The organism is Streptomyces sp. Je 1-332, from assembly GCF_040730185.1.
GTDB lineage: Bacteria > Actinomycetota > Actinomycetes > Streptomycetales > Streptomycetaceae > Streptomyces.
In genome coordinates this window covers 7,468,824-7,485,103 of the sequence record NZ_CP160402.1, presented here as the reverse complement: position 1 = coordinate 7,485,103, position 16,280 = coordinate 7,468,824, and the positions used below count along the sequence as shown (strand labels likewise).

The 16,280-nt window shown below is 71.4% G+C and carries 17 protein-coding genes; 10 read left to right on the top strand and 7 right to left on the bottom strand.

Annotation, left to right across the window (positions count from 1 at the left end):
• Nucleotides 1–99: 99 nt before the first annotated feature.
• Nucleotides 100–1,659 (bottom strand): PQQ-binding-like beta-propeller repeat protein, encoded by a 1,560-nt coding sequence (locus tag ABXJ52_RS33615; RefSeq protein WP_367047365.1) that lies wholly within the window; start codon nucleotides 1,657–1,659, stop codon nucleotides 100–102.
• Between the two features lie 142 nt (nucleotides 1,660–1,801).
• On the opposite strand from ABXJ52_RS33615, the gene ABXJ52_RS33610 reads away from it, so the two are divergent.
• The 4 genes from ABXJ52_RS33610 (at nucleotide 1,802) to abc-f (ending at nucleotide 6,417) form a co-directional block, all read left to right on the top strand.
• Nucleotides 1,802–2,230: a GNAT family N-acetyltransferase gene (locus tag ABXJ52_RS33610; RefSeq protein WP_367047363.1), complete on the top strand. Its 429-nt coding sequence runs from the start codon at nucleotides 1,802–1,804 to the stop codon at nucleotides 2,228–2,230.
• Between the two features lie 185 nt (nucleotides 2,231–2,415).
• Nucleotides 2,416–3,747: a hemolysin family protein gene (locus ABXJ52_RS33605; protein ID WP_367047362.1), complete on the top strand. Its 1,332-nt coding sequence runs from the start codon at nucleotides 2,416–2,418 to the stop codon at nucleotides 3,745–3,747.
• Nucleotides 3,744–4,757, top strand: a complete 1,014-nt coding sequence (locus ABXJ52_RS33600; protein WP_367047359.1) for a hemolysin family protein — start codon at nucleotides 3,744–3,746, stop codon at nucleotides 4,755–4,757. The genes ABXJ52_RS33605 and ABXJ52_RS33600 overlap by 4 nt, the downstream gene beginning before the upstream one ends.
• Nucleotides 4,758–4,794: 37 nt before the next feature.
• Nucleotides 4,795–6,417 (top strand): ribosomal protection-like ABC-F family protein, encoded by a 1,623-nt coding sequence (abc-f, locus tag ABXJ52_RS33595; RefSeq protein WP_367047356.1) that lies wholly within the window; start codon nucleotides 4,795–4,797, stop codon nucleotides 6,415–6,417.
• Between the two features lie 20 nt (nucleotides 6,418–6,437).
• Here abc-f and ABXJ52_RS33590 read toward each other — a convergent pair whose 3' ends face one another.
• The 4 genes from ABXJ52_RS33590 to ABXJ52_RS33575 all read right to left on the bottom strand — a co-directional run bounded on the left by ABXJ52_RS33590 (nucleotide 6,438) and on the right by ABXJ52_RS33575 (nucleotide 9,450).
• Nucleotides 6,438–6,686 (bottom strand): holin, encoded by a 249-nt coding sequence (locus ABXJ52_RS33590; RefSeq protein ID WP_367047354.1) that lies wholly within the window; start codon nucleotides 6,684–6,686, stop codon nucleotides 6,438–6,440.
• Between the two features lie 110 nt (nucleotides 6,687–6,796).
• Nucleotides 6,797–7,954: an acyltransferase family protein gene (locus ABXJ52_RS33585; RefSeq protein WP_367047352.1), complete on the bottom strand. Its 1,158-nt coding sequence runs from the start codon at nucleotides 7,952–7,954 to the stop codon at nucleotides 6,797–6,799.
• 170 nt (nucleotides 7,955–8,124) lie between these two features.
• Complete coding sequence (locus ABXJ52_RS33580; RefSeq protein ID WP_367047351.1) at nucleotides 8,125–9,057, bottom strand: M56 family metallopeptidase; 933 nt, start codon at nucleotides 9,055–9,057, stop codon at nucleotides 8,125–8,127.
• A gap of 6 nt (nucleotides 9,058–9,063) precedes the next feature.
• Nucleotides 9,064–9,450, bottom strand: coding sequence for a BlaI/MecI/CopY family transcriptional regulator (locus tag ABXJ52_RS33575; RefSeq protein ID WP_367047349.1), 387 nt, complete (start codon nucleotides 9,448–9,450; stop codon nucleotides 9,064–9,066).
• Between the two features lie 321 nt (nucleotides 9,451–9,771).
• Here ABXJ52_RS33575 and ABXJ52_RS33570 point away from each other — a divergent pair, with 321 nt between their 5' ends.
• Nucleotides 9,772–10,206 (top strand): VOC family protein, encoded by a 435-nt coding sequence (locus tag ABXJ52_RS33570; RefSeq protein WP_367047348.1) that lies wholly within the window; start codon nucleotides 9,772–9,774, stop codon nucleotides 10,204–10,206.
• A 28-nt stretch (nucleotides 10,207–10,234) separates the two neighbouring features.
• The gene (locus ABXJ52_RS33565; RefSeq protein ID WP_367047346.1) at nucleotides 10,235–10,495 is read left to right on the top strand and encodes a hypothetical protein; all 261 of its coding nucleotides are present in this window, start codon (nucleotides 10,235–10,237) and stop codon (nucleotides 10,493–10,495) included.
• Nucleotides 10,496–10,540: 45 nt separating this feature from the next.
• Here ABXJ52_RS33565 and ABXJ52_RS33560 read toward each other — a convergent pair whose 3' ends face one another.
• Nucleotides 10,541–10,909: a hypothetical protein gene (locus ABXJ52_RS33560; RefSeq protein WP_367047345.1), complete on the bottom strand. Its 369-nt coding sequence runs from the start codon at nucleotides 10,907–10,909 to the stop codon at nucleotides 10,541–10,543.
• A gap of 364 nt (nucleotides 10,910–11,273) precedes the next feature.
• On the opposite strand from ABXJ52_RS33560, the gene ABXJ52_RS33555 reads away from it, so the two are divergent.
• Together ABXJ52_RS33555 and ABXJ52_RS33550 are read left to right on the top strand one after the other, a co-directional pair.
• Nucleotides 11,274–11,897 carry a hypothetical protein gene (locus ABXJ52_RS33555; protein WP_367047343.1) on the top strand — a complete coding sequence of 208 codons (624 nt, stop codon included), beginning with the start codon at nucleotides 11,274–11,276 and terminating at the stop codon, nucleotides 11,895–11,897.
• Nucleotides 11,894–12,457 (top strand): hypothetical protein, encoded by a 564-nt coding sequence (locus tag ABXJ52_RS33550; RefSeq protein WP_367047341.1) that lies wholly within the window; start codon nucleotides 11,894–11,896, stop codon nucleotides 12,455–12,457. The genes ABXJ52_RS33555 and ABXJ52_RS33550 overlap by 4 nt, the downstream gene beginning before the upstream one ends.
• An 88-nt stretch (nucleotides 12,458–12,545) precedes the next feature.
• Here ABXJ52_RS33550 and argG read toward each other — a convergent pair whose 3' ends face one another.
• Nucleotides 12,546–13,994: an argininosuccinate synthase gene (argG, locus tag ABXJ52_RS33545; RefSeq protein ID WP_367047339.1), complete on the bottom strand. Its 1,449-nt coding sequence runs from the start codon at nucleotides 13,992–13,994 to the stop codon at nucleotides 12,546–12,548.
• A 115-nt stretch (nucleotides 13,995–14,109) separates the two neighbouring features.
• On the opposite strand from argG, the gene ABXJ52_RS33540 reads away from it, so the two are divergent.
• Entirely contained in the window at nucleotides 14,110–14,655 is a 546-nt protein-coding gene (locus ABXJ52_RS33540) for a GNAT family N-acetyltransferase (RefSeq protein WP_367047337.1), read from the top strand.
• A gap of 120 nt (nucleotides 14,656–14,775) precedes the next feature.
• Entirely contained in the window at nucleotides 14,776–16,275 is a 1,500-nt protein-coding gene (locus ABXJ52_RS33535; RefSeq protein ID WP_367047336.1) for an ABC transporter substrate-binding protein, read from the top strand.
• Nucleotides 16,276–16,280 lie beyond the last annotated feature (5 nt).

Sequence of the window (16,280 nt, the reverse complement as noted above, 5' to 3'; positions counted from 1 at the left end):
GCTCGGCCGGAGGCCCCACCGGGCGAACCGGTGGCCTCACCGGGCGAACCGGTGGCCTCACCGGGCGAACCGGTGGCCTCACCGGGCGAACCGGAGGCCTCACCGGGCGAAGGAGAGGATGCGGGCGTCGCCTTCCTCGCCCTTGCCGCCGTGACTCTTGCCCTCCAGGAGCGTGGGGGTCACGAAGAACCGCTTGTCGGCGTACAGGATGTTGCCGGCGAACATCGCGACCTCCATGGTCTGGGCCGGTGAGGTGTGCCGCAGCAGCACGTCCGGCTTGCCGCCGCCGCGGCCGAACCGCACGGTCTGCCCGCTCTTGCCGCCCCGCGGCCGCGCGTACGCGATCAACCCGGGCCTGTCGCCTCCGACCACGGTGACGGGCACGATGTTCCGCCCGCCGACCGATCCGGACCACTTGGACTTCCCCGAACGGAGGTCGTAGGCAACGATCTTGTTCGGTCCGATGAGGTCGTCCTTGGATTCGCTCGCCAGATAGAGCGTGTCCGCGTCGACAGCTCCCCCTGGACAGTTCTGCACGCCCTCGCCCGAGTCCCCGGCCCCCGCGCACATCTCGAACTCCTGCGGGCCCTTGTCGAGACTGATCCAGGAGCGCTGATCACCCTTGTCGTCGACGGCGACCACGGCCCACTTGTCCAACTCCTCGCGGTTCCTGACGGTGACCACGACGGGGTCGACGGAGTAGACCTTGTGGATGCTCCAGCCCCTCTTCGTCCGGTAGCTCCACTCGACGTCGCCGGTGCGGGGGTCGAGCTTCTTGAGCCTGCCGTGCGTGTTCGGGCTTCCCGGCTGACACGACTCCACCTGGAGCAGCCGCGCGCCGCCCGCGACGCCGTCGAGGGAGCAGCCGCCCTCCCGCTCCCTTTCGGTCGTGTAGAGCCGCTTGCCGTCACTGATCCGATAGGCGCGCATGGTGGCGTACTGGTCGACCAGGACGGTGCTGCCCGTGATGGCGACGTGGGTCGAGCTGGTGGAGTCCCAGAAGCCGCCGTCGACGAGTTCCTTGTGCCAGCCCTTCTCACCGGTCTTCAGGTCGATCATCCGCAGCTGGTCGCACGACGCGTTCTGCTCGGACTTCCTCTTCGTGTACGCCACCACGACCTTGCCGTCCGGCGTGGGGTTCACCGGCGTGTCGCACACCGTGCCGGGCAGCACCACCGACCATGCCTTCGAGCCGTCGGCGGTGCGGTAGCCGGTGACCTCGTTGTACTCGGCCTGGGCCACGACGCCGGGCACATGCCAGAGGTCGTGGAGCTGCGCGCCCTTGCCCGGCAGCTCGAGGTCGTTCATCGCGAGCCATGCCCTGGCCTCACCGGGCTTGCGCCCCGCGTTGACGTCGATCACGGCGGCCGACCCGTCGTCCTTGGCGTCGTCCCCCTGGTCCGGGCCCGCCGACTTCCCGTCGCCGTCCGGCGACTGCCGCGTCTGTCCGGCGACAGGCTCACGGGAACCGCCGCCGTCCCCGTCCCCGTCCGCTCGCGTGACGGCGTAGAAGCCCACACCGACCAGGGCCAGGGCGACGGCGACGGCCGCGAGGGCGAGGCCGAGCCTTCGCAAGGGACCGGCCGGCGGCGCCGGCTGGACGACGTAGGGGTTGCCGGGCACGGGCTGATGCACCGGCTCGGACTCACGATTGACCATGCCGCGATTCTGGCCCAATCAACACGGTTTCTAGAGCCACTTTCTAGAAAAAGTTTCATGGCCGGTTTCCGTCGCCGTCCGCCCCCGGCCAGGTCGCCGAAACCGCTCGCCAGACGGACGGCCGCCCTGCTTACATCTCCCCATGAGCGACCTTCACATCCGCCCCGCGACCCCTTCGGACATCGACACCGTGCTGCGGTTCTGGGGCGAAGCCGCCGAGGGAACGAGCATCAGCGACGACCATGACGGGGTGGCGCGCCTCATCGCGCGAGACCCCGAGGCCCTGCTGCTCGCGGAGCGCGACGCCCTCGTCGTCGGCACCGCGATAGCCGGCTTCGACGGCTGGCGCTGTCACCTCTACCGGCTCGCCGTGCACCCGGACCACCGCCGCCAGGGCATCGGCTCGGCGCTGCTCGACGCGGCCGAGGAGCGTTTCGTGGGCCTCGGCGGGCGGCGCGGCGACGCCATGGTCCTGAACCACAACGAACAGGCCCATCACACCTGGCACGCCGCTGGCTACGCGCCCGAGCCGCAGTGGAGCCGCTGGGTCAAGCCGTTTCAGCGGGCCTGACGGGGGGACTCCTCCGATCTCGGCCCGCAGCCGGTCCGTCGAGTGGGCTTTGCTGATCCTTTAACATGGACGGACCACTCGAACGTCTACGAAAGGTGTGAGCGTCCGCCCATGGGCGAGCCTCCTAGTACCCGACATCGCGCATTCGCCCGGTCCCTGCCCGATCATGGGACGGAGGTGACCCGATGACCGAAGTGCTCCTGCTCCTCGTGGCGGTGCTGCTCTCGCTCGCCTGTGGCGTCTTCGTCGCGGCCGAGTTCTCCCTCACGACGGTCGAGCGCAGCGAACTGGAGCGAGCCGCCGAACGCGGCGAGCGCGGTGCCGCCGGCGCCCTCAAGGCGGTCAAGAACCTCACCTTCCAGCTCTCCGGCGCCCAGCTGGGCATCACCGTCACCAACCTGGTCGTCGGCATGCTCTCCGAGTCCTCGATCGCCAAGCTGATCTCGGGCCCGCTGCGCGCCATAGGCATCCCGTCGTCGGCGTCCTCGTCGATCGCCCTGGTCATCGGCACAGCCCTGTCGACGGTCTTCCTGATGGTCGTCGGTGAGCTGGTCCCCAAGAACTGGGCGATCTCCTCCCCGCTGGCCGTCGCCAAACGGGTGGCGACCCCGCAGCGCCTGTTCAGCGCCCTGTTCCGCCCGTTCATCGCGCATCTGAACAACACCGCGAACCGCTCCGTACGCCGCTTCGGCATCGAGCCCACCGAGGAGCTCGCCTCCGCGCGCAGCCCCAAGGAGCTGGTGGCTCTCGCCCGCCACTCCGCCAAGGAGGGCTCGCTGGAGGCGGACACCGCGGAGCTGTTCGTCCGCACCCTGAACCTCGCCGACCTCTCCGCGGAGAACGTGATGACGCCGCGGGTCCAGGTCATGGCCCTCGACGTGCAGGCCACCTGCGAGGACGTCGCGAACGCCACCCGGGCGACCGGCCTTTCCCGCTTTCCCGTCTACCGCGGCAACCTCGACTCGGTCGTCGGCGTCGCGCACATCAAGGACGTCCTGGCCATACCGGCCGAGCGCCGCGCGCGCTTCCCGGTCGCCGAGCTGATGCGCGAGCCCCTCCTCGTACCGGAGTCGCTGACCGTCGACCGTCTGCTCGACCGGCTCTCCGGCAAGCGCACGATGGCCGTGGTCATCGACGAGTACGGCGGCACGGCCGGCGTCGCGACCCTGGAGGACATCGTCGAGGAGGTCGTCGGCGAGGTGCGGGACGAGCACGACCCGCACGAGACGCCCGACATCGCCCCCGACGGCACGGACGGCGAAGGCCGCACGCGGTACTCCGCCGACGGCTCGGCCCGCACCGACCAGCTGGCCCGCGTCGGCCTGCGCGCGCCGGAGGGGCCCTACGAGACGCTCGCCGGACTCGTCGCGACCGAGCTCGGCCGTATCCCCGCCGATGGCGACAGCCTGGAGGTGGGCGGCTGGCGGCTGGACGTCGTGGACGCGCGCGGCCGCCGCGCGGCACGCGTCCTGCTGCACGCGCCCCTGCACGACGACCACCAGGAGGAGGAGCGATGACCGCCATCCAGTTGCTGATCGGCCTGGCGACCCTCGTCGTCAACGCCTTCTTCGTCGGCGCCGAGTTCGCCCTCATCTCCGTACGAAGGAGCCAGATCGAGCCGTACGCCGAGGACGGCGACCGGCGTGCCAAGAGCGTGCTGTGGGGTCTGCGACACGTCTCCGCGCTGCTCGCGGCGGCGCAGCTCGGCATCACGCTGTGCACGCTGGTGCTCGGCATCGTCGCCGAGCCCGCCATCGCGCACCTCCTGGAGCCGCTGTTCGACGGGGTGGGGGTGCCGCACGGCCTGGTCCACCCGATCTCCTTCGTCATCGCCCTGGCGCTCGCGACGTATCTGCACATGCTGCTCGGCGAGATGATCCCCAAGAACATCTCGCTGGCCGAGCCGGTGCGCACGGCTCTGCTGCTCGGCCCGCCGCTGGTCGCGATCGCCCGGGCACTGCGCCCGGTCATCTTCGCGATCAACGCCTTCGCCAACGGCCTTCTGAAGCTGCTCAGGGTCGAGGCGAAGGACGAGGTGAGCGCGTCGTTCTCGGACGACGAGCTCGCCCGGATGGTCAAGGACTCCGGTGACGCCGGCCTGCTCGACGACCGCGCCCAGGAGCGGCTGCACGACGCCCTGGAGCTCGGCCGCCGCCCCGTCAGGGATGTGGTGCTCCCGCTGGAGAGCGTGGTCTACGCCCGCGTGGGTGTGACGCCCGAGGAGCTGGAGCGGCTTTCGGCGGAGTCCGGTTTCTCGCGTTTCCCCGTCGTGGACGACGGCCGTCGCATCGTCGGCTATCTCCACGTCAAGGACGCGCTCGACCGGATGCCGCGCGACCTGCCCTTCCGGGTGCCGGACATGCGCAAGATCGCCCAGGTCCGTGAGACCACGCCGCTCGACGACGTGCTGACCGCGATGCGCGGCAGCCGCACCCATGTTGCGGCGGTGCTCGGCTCCGACGGCAGGCTGGCCGGCATGGTCACGATGGAGGACGTCCTGCGGGAGCTGTTCGGTCAGCCCGTGTGATCCGAGAAGGACCCGTGAACCGAGGGGGAGACGCACCGTGAGTCAGCTCGTCCTGCGCGACGTGTCGTACGGATATCCGGAGCGGCCCGTACTCGAACGGGTCTCCCTGTCGGTGCGCCCCGGCGAGAAGGCGTGCGTCATCGGTGAGAACGGCTCGGGCAAGTCGACGTTGCTGCGCCTGATGGCGGGCGAGTTCGCGCCCGCCGACGGCGAGGTGGCCGTCGTCTCGGACGGCGGCACGGGCTATCTCGCGCAGACGCTGCGCCTTCCACCGCACGCCACCGTGCAGGACGCGGTGGACGACGCGCTCGCCGAACTGCGGGATCTGGAGCGGCGGATCCACGAGGCCGAGGAGTCGCTCGGCGCCGCGGGTCCTGCCGAACTCGCCGCGTACGGGGACCTCGTCGCCGCCTTCGAGGCGCGTGACGGTTATCGGGCCGACGCGCGCGTCGAAGCCGCCCTGCACGGCCTCGGCGTCCCGCACCTGGAGCGTTCGCGCACGCTCGGCTCGCTGTCCGGCGGGGAGGCGGCGCGCCTCGCGCTCGCCTGCGTCCTGGCTCCGCAGCCCGAGCTGCTCCTCCTGGACGAGCCGACGAACCACCTGGACGACCAGGCGCTCGGCTGGCTCGAGGAGCGGCTGCGCGCCCACCGGGGCACGGTCGTCGCCGTCACCCATGACCGGGTCTTCCTCGACCGCGTCGCCGAGGTGATCGTCGAGGTCGACGGCGACCGCGGGTCCGTGGCCCGCTTCGGCGGCGGCTGGCACGGCTACCTCGAACAGCGCGCCACGGCACGCCGTCGCTGGGAGGAGCGCTACCGGGAGTGGAGCGAGGAGATCGCGCGCCAGGAACGGCTCGCGGACAGCGGCTCCGACCGGCTGGCGACGGGCTGGCGGATGAGCGACAGCCCCCGCTTCGCGGGCCACCAGCGGTCGGTCGAGGGCCAGCTCTCCGGCATCGTGCGCAACGCGCGCGAGCGCCTGCGCAGGCTGCGCGCTGACCCGGTGCCGCGCCCGCCCGACCCCCTCCACTTCACGGCCGGTGCAGGCCTGGAGGGCGGCGACCATCCCTTCGTACGCCCGGTCTCGCTGACGGACGTCGCGGTGGGCGAGCGCCTCTCCGTGTCCCACCTGCTCCTCGATCCGGGCTCACGCACGCTGGTGACCGGGGTGAACGGCGCGGGCAAGTCGACGTTGCTCGCCGTCCTGGCCGGAGCGCTCACCCCGGAACGCGGGGAGGTCCAACTACCGGCCCGCGTCGGCTACTTGCCGCAGGAGATCGAGTACATCACGCACGAGGACACGGCGCGCCCGCTGCTCGACGCGTTCGCGGCGGGCCTCGCGGGCCTGCCCGAGGACCACGCCCAGGCCCTCCTCTCCCTCGGCCTCTTCCGCGAGGAGGACCTGGCCGTGCCGGTCAAGGGGCTCTCCGTGGGTCAGCGCCGCCGTCTGGCGCTCGCCCGCCTGGTGACGCGCCCGGCCGACCTCCTCCTGCTCGACGAGCCGACGAACCACCTCTCCCCCGCGCTGGTCGAGGAACTCGACGAGGCACTGGCGGGCTACCGGGGCACGCTGGTCGTGGTGTCGCACGACCGAAGGCTCCGGGAGCGTTTCCGGGGCGACCGGATCTCGGTGGACTCCGGGGTGCTGGTCAGCTCCTAGGGCCTGGCGCTGACCAGCTCCTAGGGCGTGACCTGGCGGCTTCGAGGGGCGGGCGTCTCCGTGATGCCGGGGCCGCGCGCCCCGGCGTTCGCGGCACCGACCGCCGTGAGCACCGCGAGCAGCGTCGCCATCCCCGCGGTGGCCAGCGCCGCCTTCCATTCGACGTCCAGGAGGGTGGTCGCCCCTGCGACCAGGACGGCGGCGAGCGACTGAGCGAAGGTACGGAGCGCGCGCTCCGCGGTGGCCTTCCAGAATCCAGCGGTCCACATGTCTGGCCCACCCTCTCGTGATTGACGGGTCAACACCTGGCATACCGCTGTTGTGAGCCACTGCCCAGCAGGTCGGCGGGACCTTCCTCAGAGATCGAGCGGGTGGCCCGTCAGCGCCGCCGGTGAGCTCCACGGCCGCGGGCCACGGCCTTCGCGTCCTTTTTGAACGCCCACTCCATGTCGGGTTCCATCGCGAACCGGAAGAGGCGCTGCACCGGAGGCGTGCAGAGCACCGTGATGAGGGTCGCCGCGCCGAGCGTGACGGTGATCTCGCCGAGCGGTGTGTGCAGCCAGTCGAGGTCGTACCAGTCCCAGAAGCGGGAGCCCTTGGCCAGGAACCCGTGCAGCAGATAGCCGTAGAGAGTGCCCGCGCCCAGCGCGGTGAACCACAGCCTGCGGCCCGGAACCCAGGCGAAGAAGCACGCGACGAGGACCGCCGAGCAGCCGAACATCGCGAGGGTCATCACGCCCCCGGACCAGCCGGGCGCCGCCAACTCCTGTGCGCTGTCCCTGCGGTAGAACCACGCCGCGTTCATCCGCGGCGCCGCCCAGTACGCGAACAGCAGGGCGCCCGCGAAGACGGGCAGCGCGAGGAGCCGGGCCTCCCGGCGGCGCACGATCCGGAAGTGTTCGGGCTTCAGGCACAGGCCGAGGACGAAGAACGGCAGGAACTGAAGGACTCGTTGCAGGTCGAGGTCGTCGCCGATGTCCGGCGACACCGAGGCCAGCACGGCGATGGCGAGCGCTGTCGGCAGGGGCCATCGCACCACCTTCCAGAGCGGGGTGGTGAGCCGCCAGACGAAGAGCGCGACCAGGAACCACGTGAGGTACCAGGGGTCGAGGAGACTGATCGGGTACGTCGGGTCGTCGCCCGCCCAGCGCTTGAAGAAGGTGTACGCGACCTCGAAGATGACGTAGGGCACCGCGATGCCCGTCACCAGGCGCTTGAGGCGGCCGGGGCTCGCGTCGAAACTCCGTGAGAAATAGCCGGAGATGACGATGAACGCCGGCATGTGGAAGGTGTAGACGGTGATGTAGAGCGCGGCCGCCGCCCGGCTGTCGCCGCGCAGCGGCTCCCACGCGTGGCCCATGGCGACCAGCACGATCGCCAGGTACTTGGCGTTGTCGAAGAACGAGTCCCGGCGTTTGACGGGAGGCTCGGGCGCCACGCTGCGGGCCGCCGGTGCCTTGGGAGGCACCCTGCGTGCCGCGGGCAGCGGCGTCCGCAGCGCCCCGCTCCTGTTCATCGCGCGGACCGGCTCACTCACGGGACCTCCCGGGGGAACCCGGGCCCGCGGTCTCGTTTCTGACGTCGGTCGCGGGTGCTACACCTGTGTAGAACATCACGGGCACCCTAGCCACCGGAGCCCTCGCGCGTACAGCCGCGCCACCTGTGAATCGGCTGAGTGCCACCACGGCACCGAGCCGGGCCCGGCCGCTACAGCGGGGTGGCCGCGCGGAGGATCAGGACCATCGTCACGGCGGAGTTCGCCGACGACATGACGGAGACCGCGGCCCCCGCGGCGGCGGCCCACGCCGCGAGCCCCACCGCGGTGAACAGGGAGGGCCAGCTGTGTGCCGTGGGAGCCGGGCCGAGGAGTGCCGCGACCCTGCGGGGCACGGGCCCGGGAGCGGCGAGCCCGGCCAGGGTCGGGGCCGGGGCGCCCCGGGAGTGGAGCGCCGCCTTGCCGATCGCGCGGGCGACGGTCCTGCGGTCGCCGACGGCACGGGCCGCGTCCTCGTCCGCCCAGCGCTCGGTCGTGTAGGACACGGTGGTACGCAGCGGACGCAGGAACGGATTGGTGCGCGCGGCCAGTTGCACGGCGAGGAGGTGGCGGTGGTGCCGGGTCGCGAGGTGGGCGCGCTCGTGCGCGAACAGGGCGCGCCGCTCGGCGGGTTCGAGGCAGTCCAGCAGGGCGGTGGTGACCACGACCCGTTCGCGGGCGCCGCCGGGCAACGCGTACGCGTAGGGCACGTCGTCGGGCAGGACGGCCACGGCGGTGCCGGGAAGACCGGCGAGGGCCCGGTGGGCGCCGCGGCGCACCCGGCGGTGGCGCCACAGTGTCCTGCCGCACGCCATGGCCACGGCGAGCAGCCCCGGAATGGCAAGGCGCCCCGCCACCTCGTCGTACGGGACCGCGGCGCGCACCTCAGGGTCCGACCAGCCGTCCGGCAGCGGGTTCCCCGGCAGCTGCGCCGTGCCGACGACCATCAGCAGGCCGAGGCACAACGTGCTGGCGAGCGCCATGACGGCGGCGACCGTCGTGAGCAGCCGGGTGGCGGTCCGCGGGTGCAGCCGCTGCTCGGCGAGCCGGGCCACCGGCCAGGCCGTCAGCGGCAGCACCAGCGGCAGCAGGACGAACATCCCCATGACGGTTCAGTCGTCCTTCTCCGCCTCGTCCTGCCGCAGGAGTTCACGCAGCAGCCGCTCGTCACCCGGGGGCAGCTCGGTGAGGAAGCTGGCGAGGACCGCCTGCCGGTCGCGCTCCCCGTCGAGTACCTTGCGCATCTTGCGTGCCGCGAGGCCCGCCTCGTCGGCCGACGGCGTCCACGCGAAGGAGCGGCCCTCGCGCTCGCGGGTCACGGCGCCCTTGTCCAGGAGCCGGCTCAGGATCGTCACGACGGTCGTGTACGCGAGGTCCGCGCCGAGCCGCTCCTGCACCCAGCCCGCGGTAGCGGGACCCTCCGCCTCGCGCAGGGCGGCCAGGACCTGCGCCTCCAGCTCACCCTGCCCCCGTCGCCGGGGACGCCGCTGCTCCGCCACGCCCCTCTCCCTTCCACTGCCTTCCACTGCCTCGTCGTCCTGGACGAGGCTAACGCCCGCCTGCCGGCGGTGCGCCGCCGGTCGGCGTCGGCGCGGACGCCCCTCCGATACGGGCGAAAATCGCGTTGCCCCGCCCCACTGCGCCCCGTAAGGTCACTCGGGTGACTGCCGGGTCGGCCATGGGCCACGTACGAGTGAGGCACCCGGCCTCGGCGTGAGCGCGAGGCGGGCCAGAGCCCCGCCGATCCCTCTTCCGTCCTTTCTCCGGCGCCCCACGCGGCGCTTCCTCAGCGGATCCAAGACCCGGAAGAGACCTCACACATGCCGTACGACCAGCCCCAGCACGACCCCACTTCACCTGTCACGACCGTCCAGTTGAACCACACCGTGGTGCACGCCAGGGACCGGCAGCTGTCGTCCGAGTTCCTCGCGGTGATCCTCGGCCTGAAGGTCGGCGCCCCGTTCGGGCCGTTCCTGCCTGTCGACCTCGGCAACGGCGTGACGCTCGACTACTACGAGCTGAGCGACGAGCCGATCCAGCCCCAGCACTACGCGTTCCTCGTGCCCGACGAGCAGTTCGACGCCATGATCGCTCGCCTGGAGACGGTCGGGGTCACGTACTACGCCGACCCCGGCCACACCGAACCCGGCCACATCAACCGCTGGTTCGGTGGTCGCGGCGCGTACTTCGACGATCCGGACGGCCACAACATGGAGATCATGACCCGGCCGTACGCACGCCCTGGACATGCGTGACGGGCGAGTCCTGTCTAGCGTCACGTGCATGAACACTGTCCCACAGCGTTTCGAGATCCTGCTGGTCCCCGAGTTCACGGGGGACGGCGCGAGTACGACCGACGCCCGCGGCGCCCTGCGCTCGGCCGTCGTGGTCGCCACGGGCGAGACCGGCGCGTCCGGGTTCCCCCGGTACGCGGGTGACGGCATGGAGGCCGACATCGATCCCGAGACCCGCACCGTGGAGGCGCTCTTGGTCGACGGGTCCGAACTGGACTACGGACTCTCGGTGCGGGTCGCGCAGGCGTAGGAGTCAGGCGTAGAAGTCAGGCACAGGAGGCTTCGGGCGGCCTGGTCACGGCGGCGGGGCCAGGTCGCCGGCCAGACGTGCCACCGCGTGGGCGAGCCCCTGTGGTGAACCGCCGGGAGCGGGTCCGACCACGCCCGCCGCGGAAACGTCCCCCACCACGGCGTCGCCCGAGTGGACCAGGATGTGGCTGGGCGGCTCGAGTTGGCGGGCCTGGTCGATGACCGTCGCGGCGTCACCGGTGAAACGGGCGCTGAGGTCGATGACCAGGACGTCCGGCAGCAGTGCGCGGGCCCGCGCCATGGCGAGGAAGCTGTCGTCCGTCTGGGAGCTGACGTACACGCCGGGGACGGCCTCGATCTGTGGGATCAGGTCGACGGCCCGGTGATCGGCGGCCAGCACCAGCACGGTCAGCACTTCGCACCTGTCCTTCGCGTGGTGGTCCAGGTTTCACCGGCACTCGCCGTACTGCGGTGGCACTCGCCGTACTGCGGTCTCGGCAGCACTGATCGTTTGAGCATGTCATTCGACGCGACGGATCCGGCGACCACGGAGGCGCGGGCGTGTCGACGCTCCCGAGCCGGGTGAAGCGCCCCCGGGCCGACTGATCGCCGAAGTTGGGGGTACTCGGCCGCCATGCGAACCCGGAAGCAGTCGTTCGACCGCTGATGACATGTGCCCCGATCGGTGCCCGCGTCGCGTGGGTGCCCACCGGCAGGCCATCAGCACCGAACGACCAACGAAACCAGCTGAACGGACCACGAGTTCAAGGGAGGCAGCCATGATCACCGCCGTCATCATCGCCGTGGTCGTCATCGCGGTAGCCGCCGTCCTCTTCGTCGGACTGCGGCGAGCCCGGGGCGGCGGACGCGGCCTGAAGCATCGCTTCGGGCCCGAGTACGACCACACCGTCGCCCGTCATGACGGGGACGTACGGGCAGCAGAACAGGAGCTCCGCGAGCGCGTACGACTCCACGGCTCCGTCAAGGCCCAGCCTCTGCCGCCCGGGGCGCGCGAGCGCTACGTGGCCCAGTGGGCCGACGTCCAGGAGCAGTTCGTCGAATCACCGCAACAGGCCGTCGTCGAGGCCGACGCCCTCCTTGCCCGACTGGCCAGGGACCGGGGCTTCCCCGACGGTTCGCGCTTCGATGAGCAGGTCGCCGCGCTCTCCGTCCACCACGCCCACTCCGTGCACGGCTACCGCAAGGTGCACACGGCGACCCGCGGGCAGGGCGGTACCGAGGAAATGCGCGAGGCCATGGTCGAGGCCCGACGCCTCTTCGAGGCACTGGTCACCGAGCACACGGTCGACTCCAACCGGCACGGCGGAGACTCCACCGCCGACCGCGGCCACGCACCGTGGGCACTGCCCCGGCGCCACGCGAAGGGAAGTGGCACGTCATGACGGACGCACAGCACCGCACACCGCGCGAACAGGGCATCGGCACGCCGGGCGAGCCGGGTATCGGCACACCGCGTGAGCAAGGCATCGGCACACCGCGCGAGCAGGGCATCGGCACACCGCACGAGCCGGGTATCGGCACACCGCGTGAGCAGGCCCCCGGCAGCGGCGTCCCCGCTCCTGCCCCGGCGCACGCCGCGCCTCCCTCCCCTGCCGCAGGCGCCCCGGGCTCCGGCTCCCACGCCGTCGGCTCCCACGCCTCCGGCTCCCACGTCGCGGGCACCGAATCCGGCCCCGTGCTGCTTGCGCAGGACGAGCGGGACAAGTTCGGCCTGCGGCTGCAACAGGCTCTCAGCACCTTCGTCGAGAGCCCGCGCCAGGCGGTGGAAGAGGCTGACGGTCTCTTCGACGACGCCGTCAGGCATCTGACCGAGACCCTCACGGAACGGCGGCGCACTCTGCGCGCGGGCTGGCAGGGCCACGACACCGAAGCGCATACGGAAGAACTGCGCCTCGCGCTGCGCCAGTACCGCGAAGCGACGGAACGGCTCCTGAGCATCTAGGGCCATCTCACGTACGCGCGACAGCGGGCCCCGGCGGATCGAAGTCCGCCGGGGCCCGCTGTTGTGCGTACGACCGGTGAGGAGGAGGTCAGTCCGTGCCGGACTCCATCGCGGCGCGGTCCAGCATCGACTCCTCGTCCGTGGTCTCGCCGCGCGAGGCGATCGCCTCCGCGCCGCCGCCGTCCATGGCGCCGATCAGACCGGTCGACGCCGCCTGCGCGGCGCCGATCGGGGTCGGGTGGCCGGAGCCGACCAGGCCGAGGCCCGCGTACTGCTCCAGGCGCGCGCGGGAGTCGGCGATGTCGAGGTTCCGCATGGTGAGCTGGCCGATCCGGTCCACCGGGCCGAACGCCGAGTCCTCGGTCCGCTCCATGGAGAGCTTGTCCGGGTGGTAGCTGAACGCCGGGCCCGTGGTGTCGAGGATCGAGTAGTCCTCGCCGCGCCGCAGCCGCAGCGTCACCTCTCCGGTGATCGCCGCGCCGACCCAGCGCTGCAGCGACTCGCGGATCATCAGCGCCTGCGGGTCCAGCCAGCGGCCCTCGTACATCAGCCGGCCTAGGCGGCGGCCCTCGTTGTGGTACGCGGCCAGGGTGTCCTCGTTGTGGATCGCGTTGACGAGGCGCTCGTAGGCGATGTGCAGGAGGGCCATGCCGGGCGCCTCGTAGATGCCGCGGCTCTTGGCCTCGATGATCCGGTTCTCGATCTGGTCGGACATGCCGAGGCCGTGCCGGCCGCCGATCGCGTTGACCTCCATGACGAGGTCGACCGGGGAGGAGAACTCCTTGCCGTTGACCGTGACCGGGCGGCCCTGGTCGAAGCCGATCGTCACGTCCTCCGTGTCGATCTCCACCGACGGGTCCCAGAACCGCACGCCCATGATCGGGTCGACGGTCTCCAGGCCGGTGTCGAGGTGCTCGAGCGTCTTGGCCTCGTGCGTGGCGCCCCAGATGTTGGCGTCCGTCGAGTAGGCCTTCTCCGTGGAGTCGCGGTAGGGCAGCTCGTGCGCGAGCAGCCACTCCGACATCTCCTTGCGGCCGCCGAGCTCCGTCACGAAGTCCGCGTCCAGCCAGGGCTTGTAGATCCGCAGATGCGGGTTGGCGAGCAGCCCGTACCGGTAGAACCGCTCGATGTCGTTGCCCTTGAAGGTGGAGCCGTCGCCCCAGATCTGCACCCCGTCCTCCAGCATCGCCCGCACCAGGAGCGTGCCGGTCACGGCGCGGCCCAGCGGCGTGGTGTTGAAGTACGGACGCCCGCCCGACCTGATGTGGAAGGCACCGCACGCGAGTGCGGCAAGACCCTCCTCGACCAGCGCCTCACGGCAGTCGACGAGACGGGTGATCTCGGCGCCGTAAGCGGAGGCACGGCCGGGCACGGAGGCGATGTCGGGCTCGTCGTACTGACCGATGTCGGCGGTGTACGTGCAGGGCACTGCGCCCTTGTCACGCATCCAGGCGACGGCGACCGAGGTGTCGAGACCGCCGGAGAAGGCAATGCCGACGCGCTCGCCGGTGGGGAGGGAGGTGAGGACCTTGGACATAGGAAGAGTATGCATGACTTCGTATGCCCATGCAACGTCGTGCGCGTGCGCGGTCCAAACGGCCGGCAATCCCGCTGGTGGCAGGCCCTATCGCCTTAATGCTTAGGATGTGCAAGTGCTTGGATACCGCATCAGAACGGCCACCGCCGACGACCTCGGCGCCGCGCGGGCCGTCATGCTCGACACCGTCTACCACGACTTCGGCACGGGATACGTGCCGCGCTGGCACGGCGACATCATCGACCTCGACGGCGCGTATCTGAGACCCGCCCGCCACACCCTGCTCGTCGCGGTGGACGAGCGGGACGGGGCGGTCGCGGCCACCGCCGCCCTCGACTCCCGCGGCCCGGCACACCCGCCGAACCCGCGCTGGATCGCCGACCGCTTCCCCTCGGGCGAGACGGCGCAGCTGCGGCGCGTCTACGTGCGGGCCGAGCACCGGCGCCGCGGCCTTGCCCGGCAGCTGGTCGGCGAGCTCCTGGAGTTCGCGGCGACGGACGGTGGATATCGCTCCGTCTATCTGCACACCGACCCGGCGGTGACCGGCGCCGAGGGCTTCTGGCGCTCCCTGGGGAAGGTCGTGCACGACGAGCGCGAGGACGGCGGGGCGTCGCGCGTCATGCACTTCGAAGTGCCCATGCGGCAGCCACAGGCCCCGTAGCAGCCCAAGCCCCCCTCCCCCGGGCACAGACATGACCCCACCCCCGCCCATTAATGGAAATGGTTGTCATGTAACCTGTGGCCGCACTTCAGGACACCCCCCACCCCGAGAACGAGGACCATGCGCTCCGTCCGCCCCCGGCCCCTCCCCCTCATAGCCGGCCTGCTCGTCGCCCCGCTGCTCGCCGGCTGTTTCGCGGCCAAGAACGACGCGTCCGGCGACACCGCGGACGGCGCCAGGCTGAAGGTCGCGCTGGCCTTCCCTCCCTCCGAGAACTTCTCCCCGTACGGCGCCGACGCCACCCTCCTCAGCCGTCTCGGCGTCACCGAGGGCCTGACGAAGCTGGACGCGAACGGCGCCGCCGCCCCCGCGCTCGCCGCGTCCTGGAAGCAGGAGGGCGACCGCGGCTGGCTGTTCACCCTGCGCCAGGCCGAGTTCCAGGACGGCAGCCGTGTCACACCGGCCGCCGTCGCGTCGGCCCTCACCCATGCGGGCAAGGCCGAGCCCGTCACCGCCGCGCTGTCCGGGGTGTCACTCACCGCCGAGCCCGTCGGCGACGACCAGGTCCGGATCACCACCAAGGCCCCTGACCCGGCGCTTCCGCTGCGCCTGTCGAGCCCCGGTCTCGCCGTGCTCTCCGCGAAGGCGTACGAGAAGGGGGACAAGGTCAGTCCGGTGGGCACCGCCACGGGCCCCTTCGAGCTCACGAAGACCACCGGCGCCGCCGCTGCCACCCTTGACCGTTTCGACGACTACTGGGGCGGTCGTGCGCAGGCCTCCGGTGTGGACGCGCGGTTCATCGCCGACGGCACCGCGCGCACCAACGCCCTGCGCACCGGCGACGTGGACATCGCCGAGGCCGTCCCCGTCTCGCAGGCCGCCTCCCTCGACAAGGGGCACGGCCGCGAGACCGCGACGGCCCGCACCACCGCCCTCCAGCTCAACACGGAGAAGGGCGCCTTCAAGGATCCAGGGCTGCGCGCCGCGGCCCGCGCCGCGATCGACACCTCCGCGCTCGCCAAGGATGTGTACGAGGGCCATGCCGACACTGGCAGGGGCATCTTCGGCCCCGCCCTGAACTGGGCCGAGGGGAAGCGGGAGAAGCCCGAGGGCCGGGCGCGGGCCACCTCGCCCGGCGGCAAGACCATCACCCTGGCCACGTACGACAACCGGCCCGAGCTGCCCGAGGTCGCCCAGGTGCTCAAGCAGCAGCTGCAGAAGGCCGGGTTCAAGGTCACGCTGGAGGTGCGTGAGTCCTCCCGCATCGAGGGTGACGCGCTGGCGGGGAAGTTCGACGCGTTCGTCGGCGCACGCAACACGATGCTCGACACCGGCGACCCCGTGTCGGTCCTCGCCAGCGACTACACCTGTGAGGGCAGCTACAACCTCTCCCAGTTGTGCGACACCTCGGTCGACAAGGCCGTGCGCAAGGCCGAGAACACGGCCGACACCGCGAAGCGGCAGGACGCGACCATGGCCGCCGAGTCCGCGATCCTCGGCACCGACGCGGTCGTTCCGCTGGTCCATCAGCGGATCATCACGGGCGTCGGCGGTTCGGTGCGGGGCGAGATCCTCGACCCGTACGAGCGGGCGCTCGTCGGTACCGGCACCAGGCGCTGAGGACC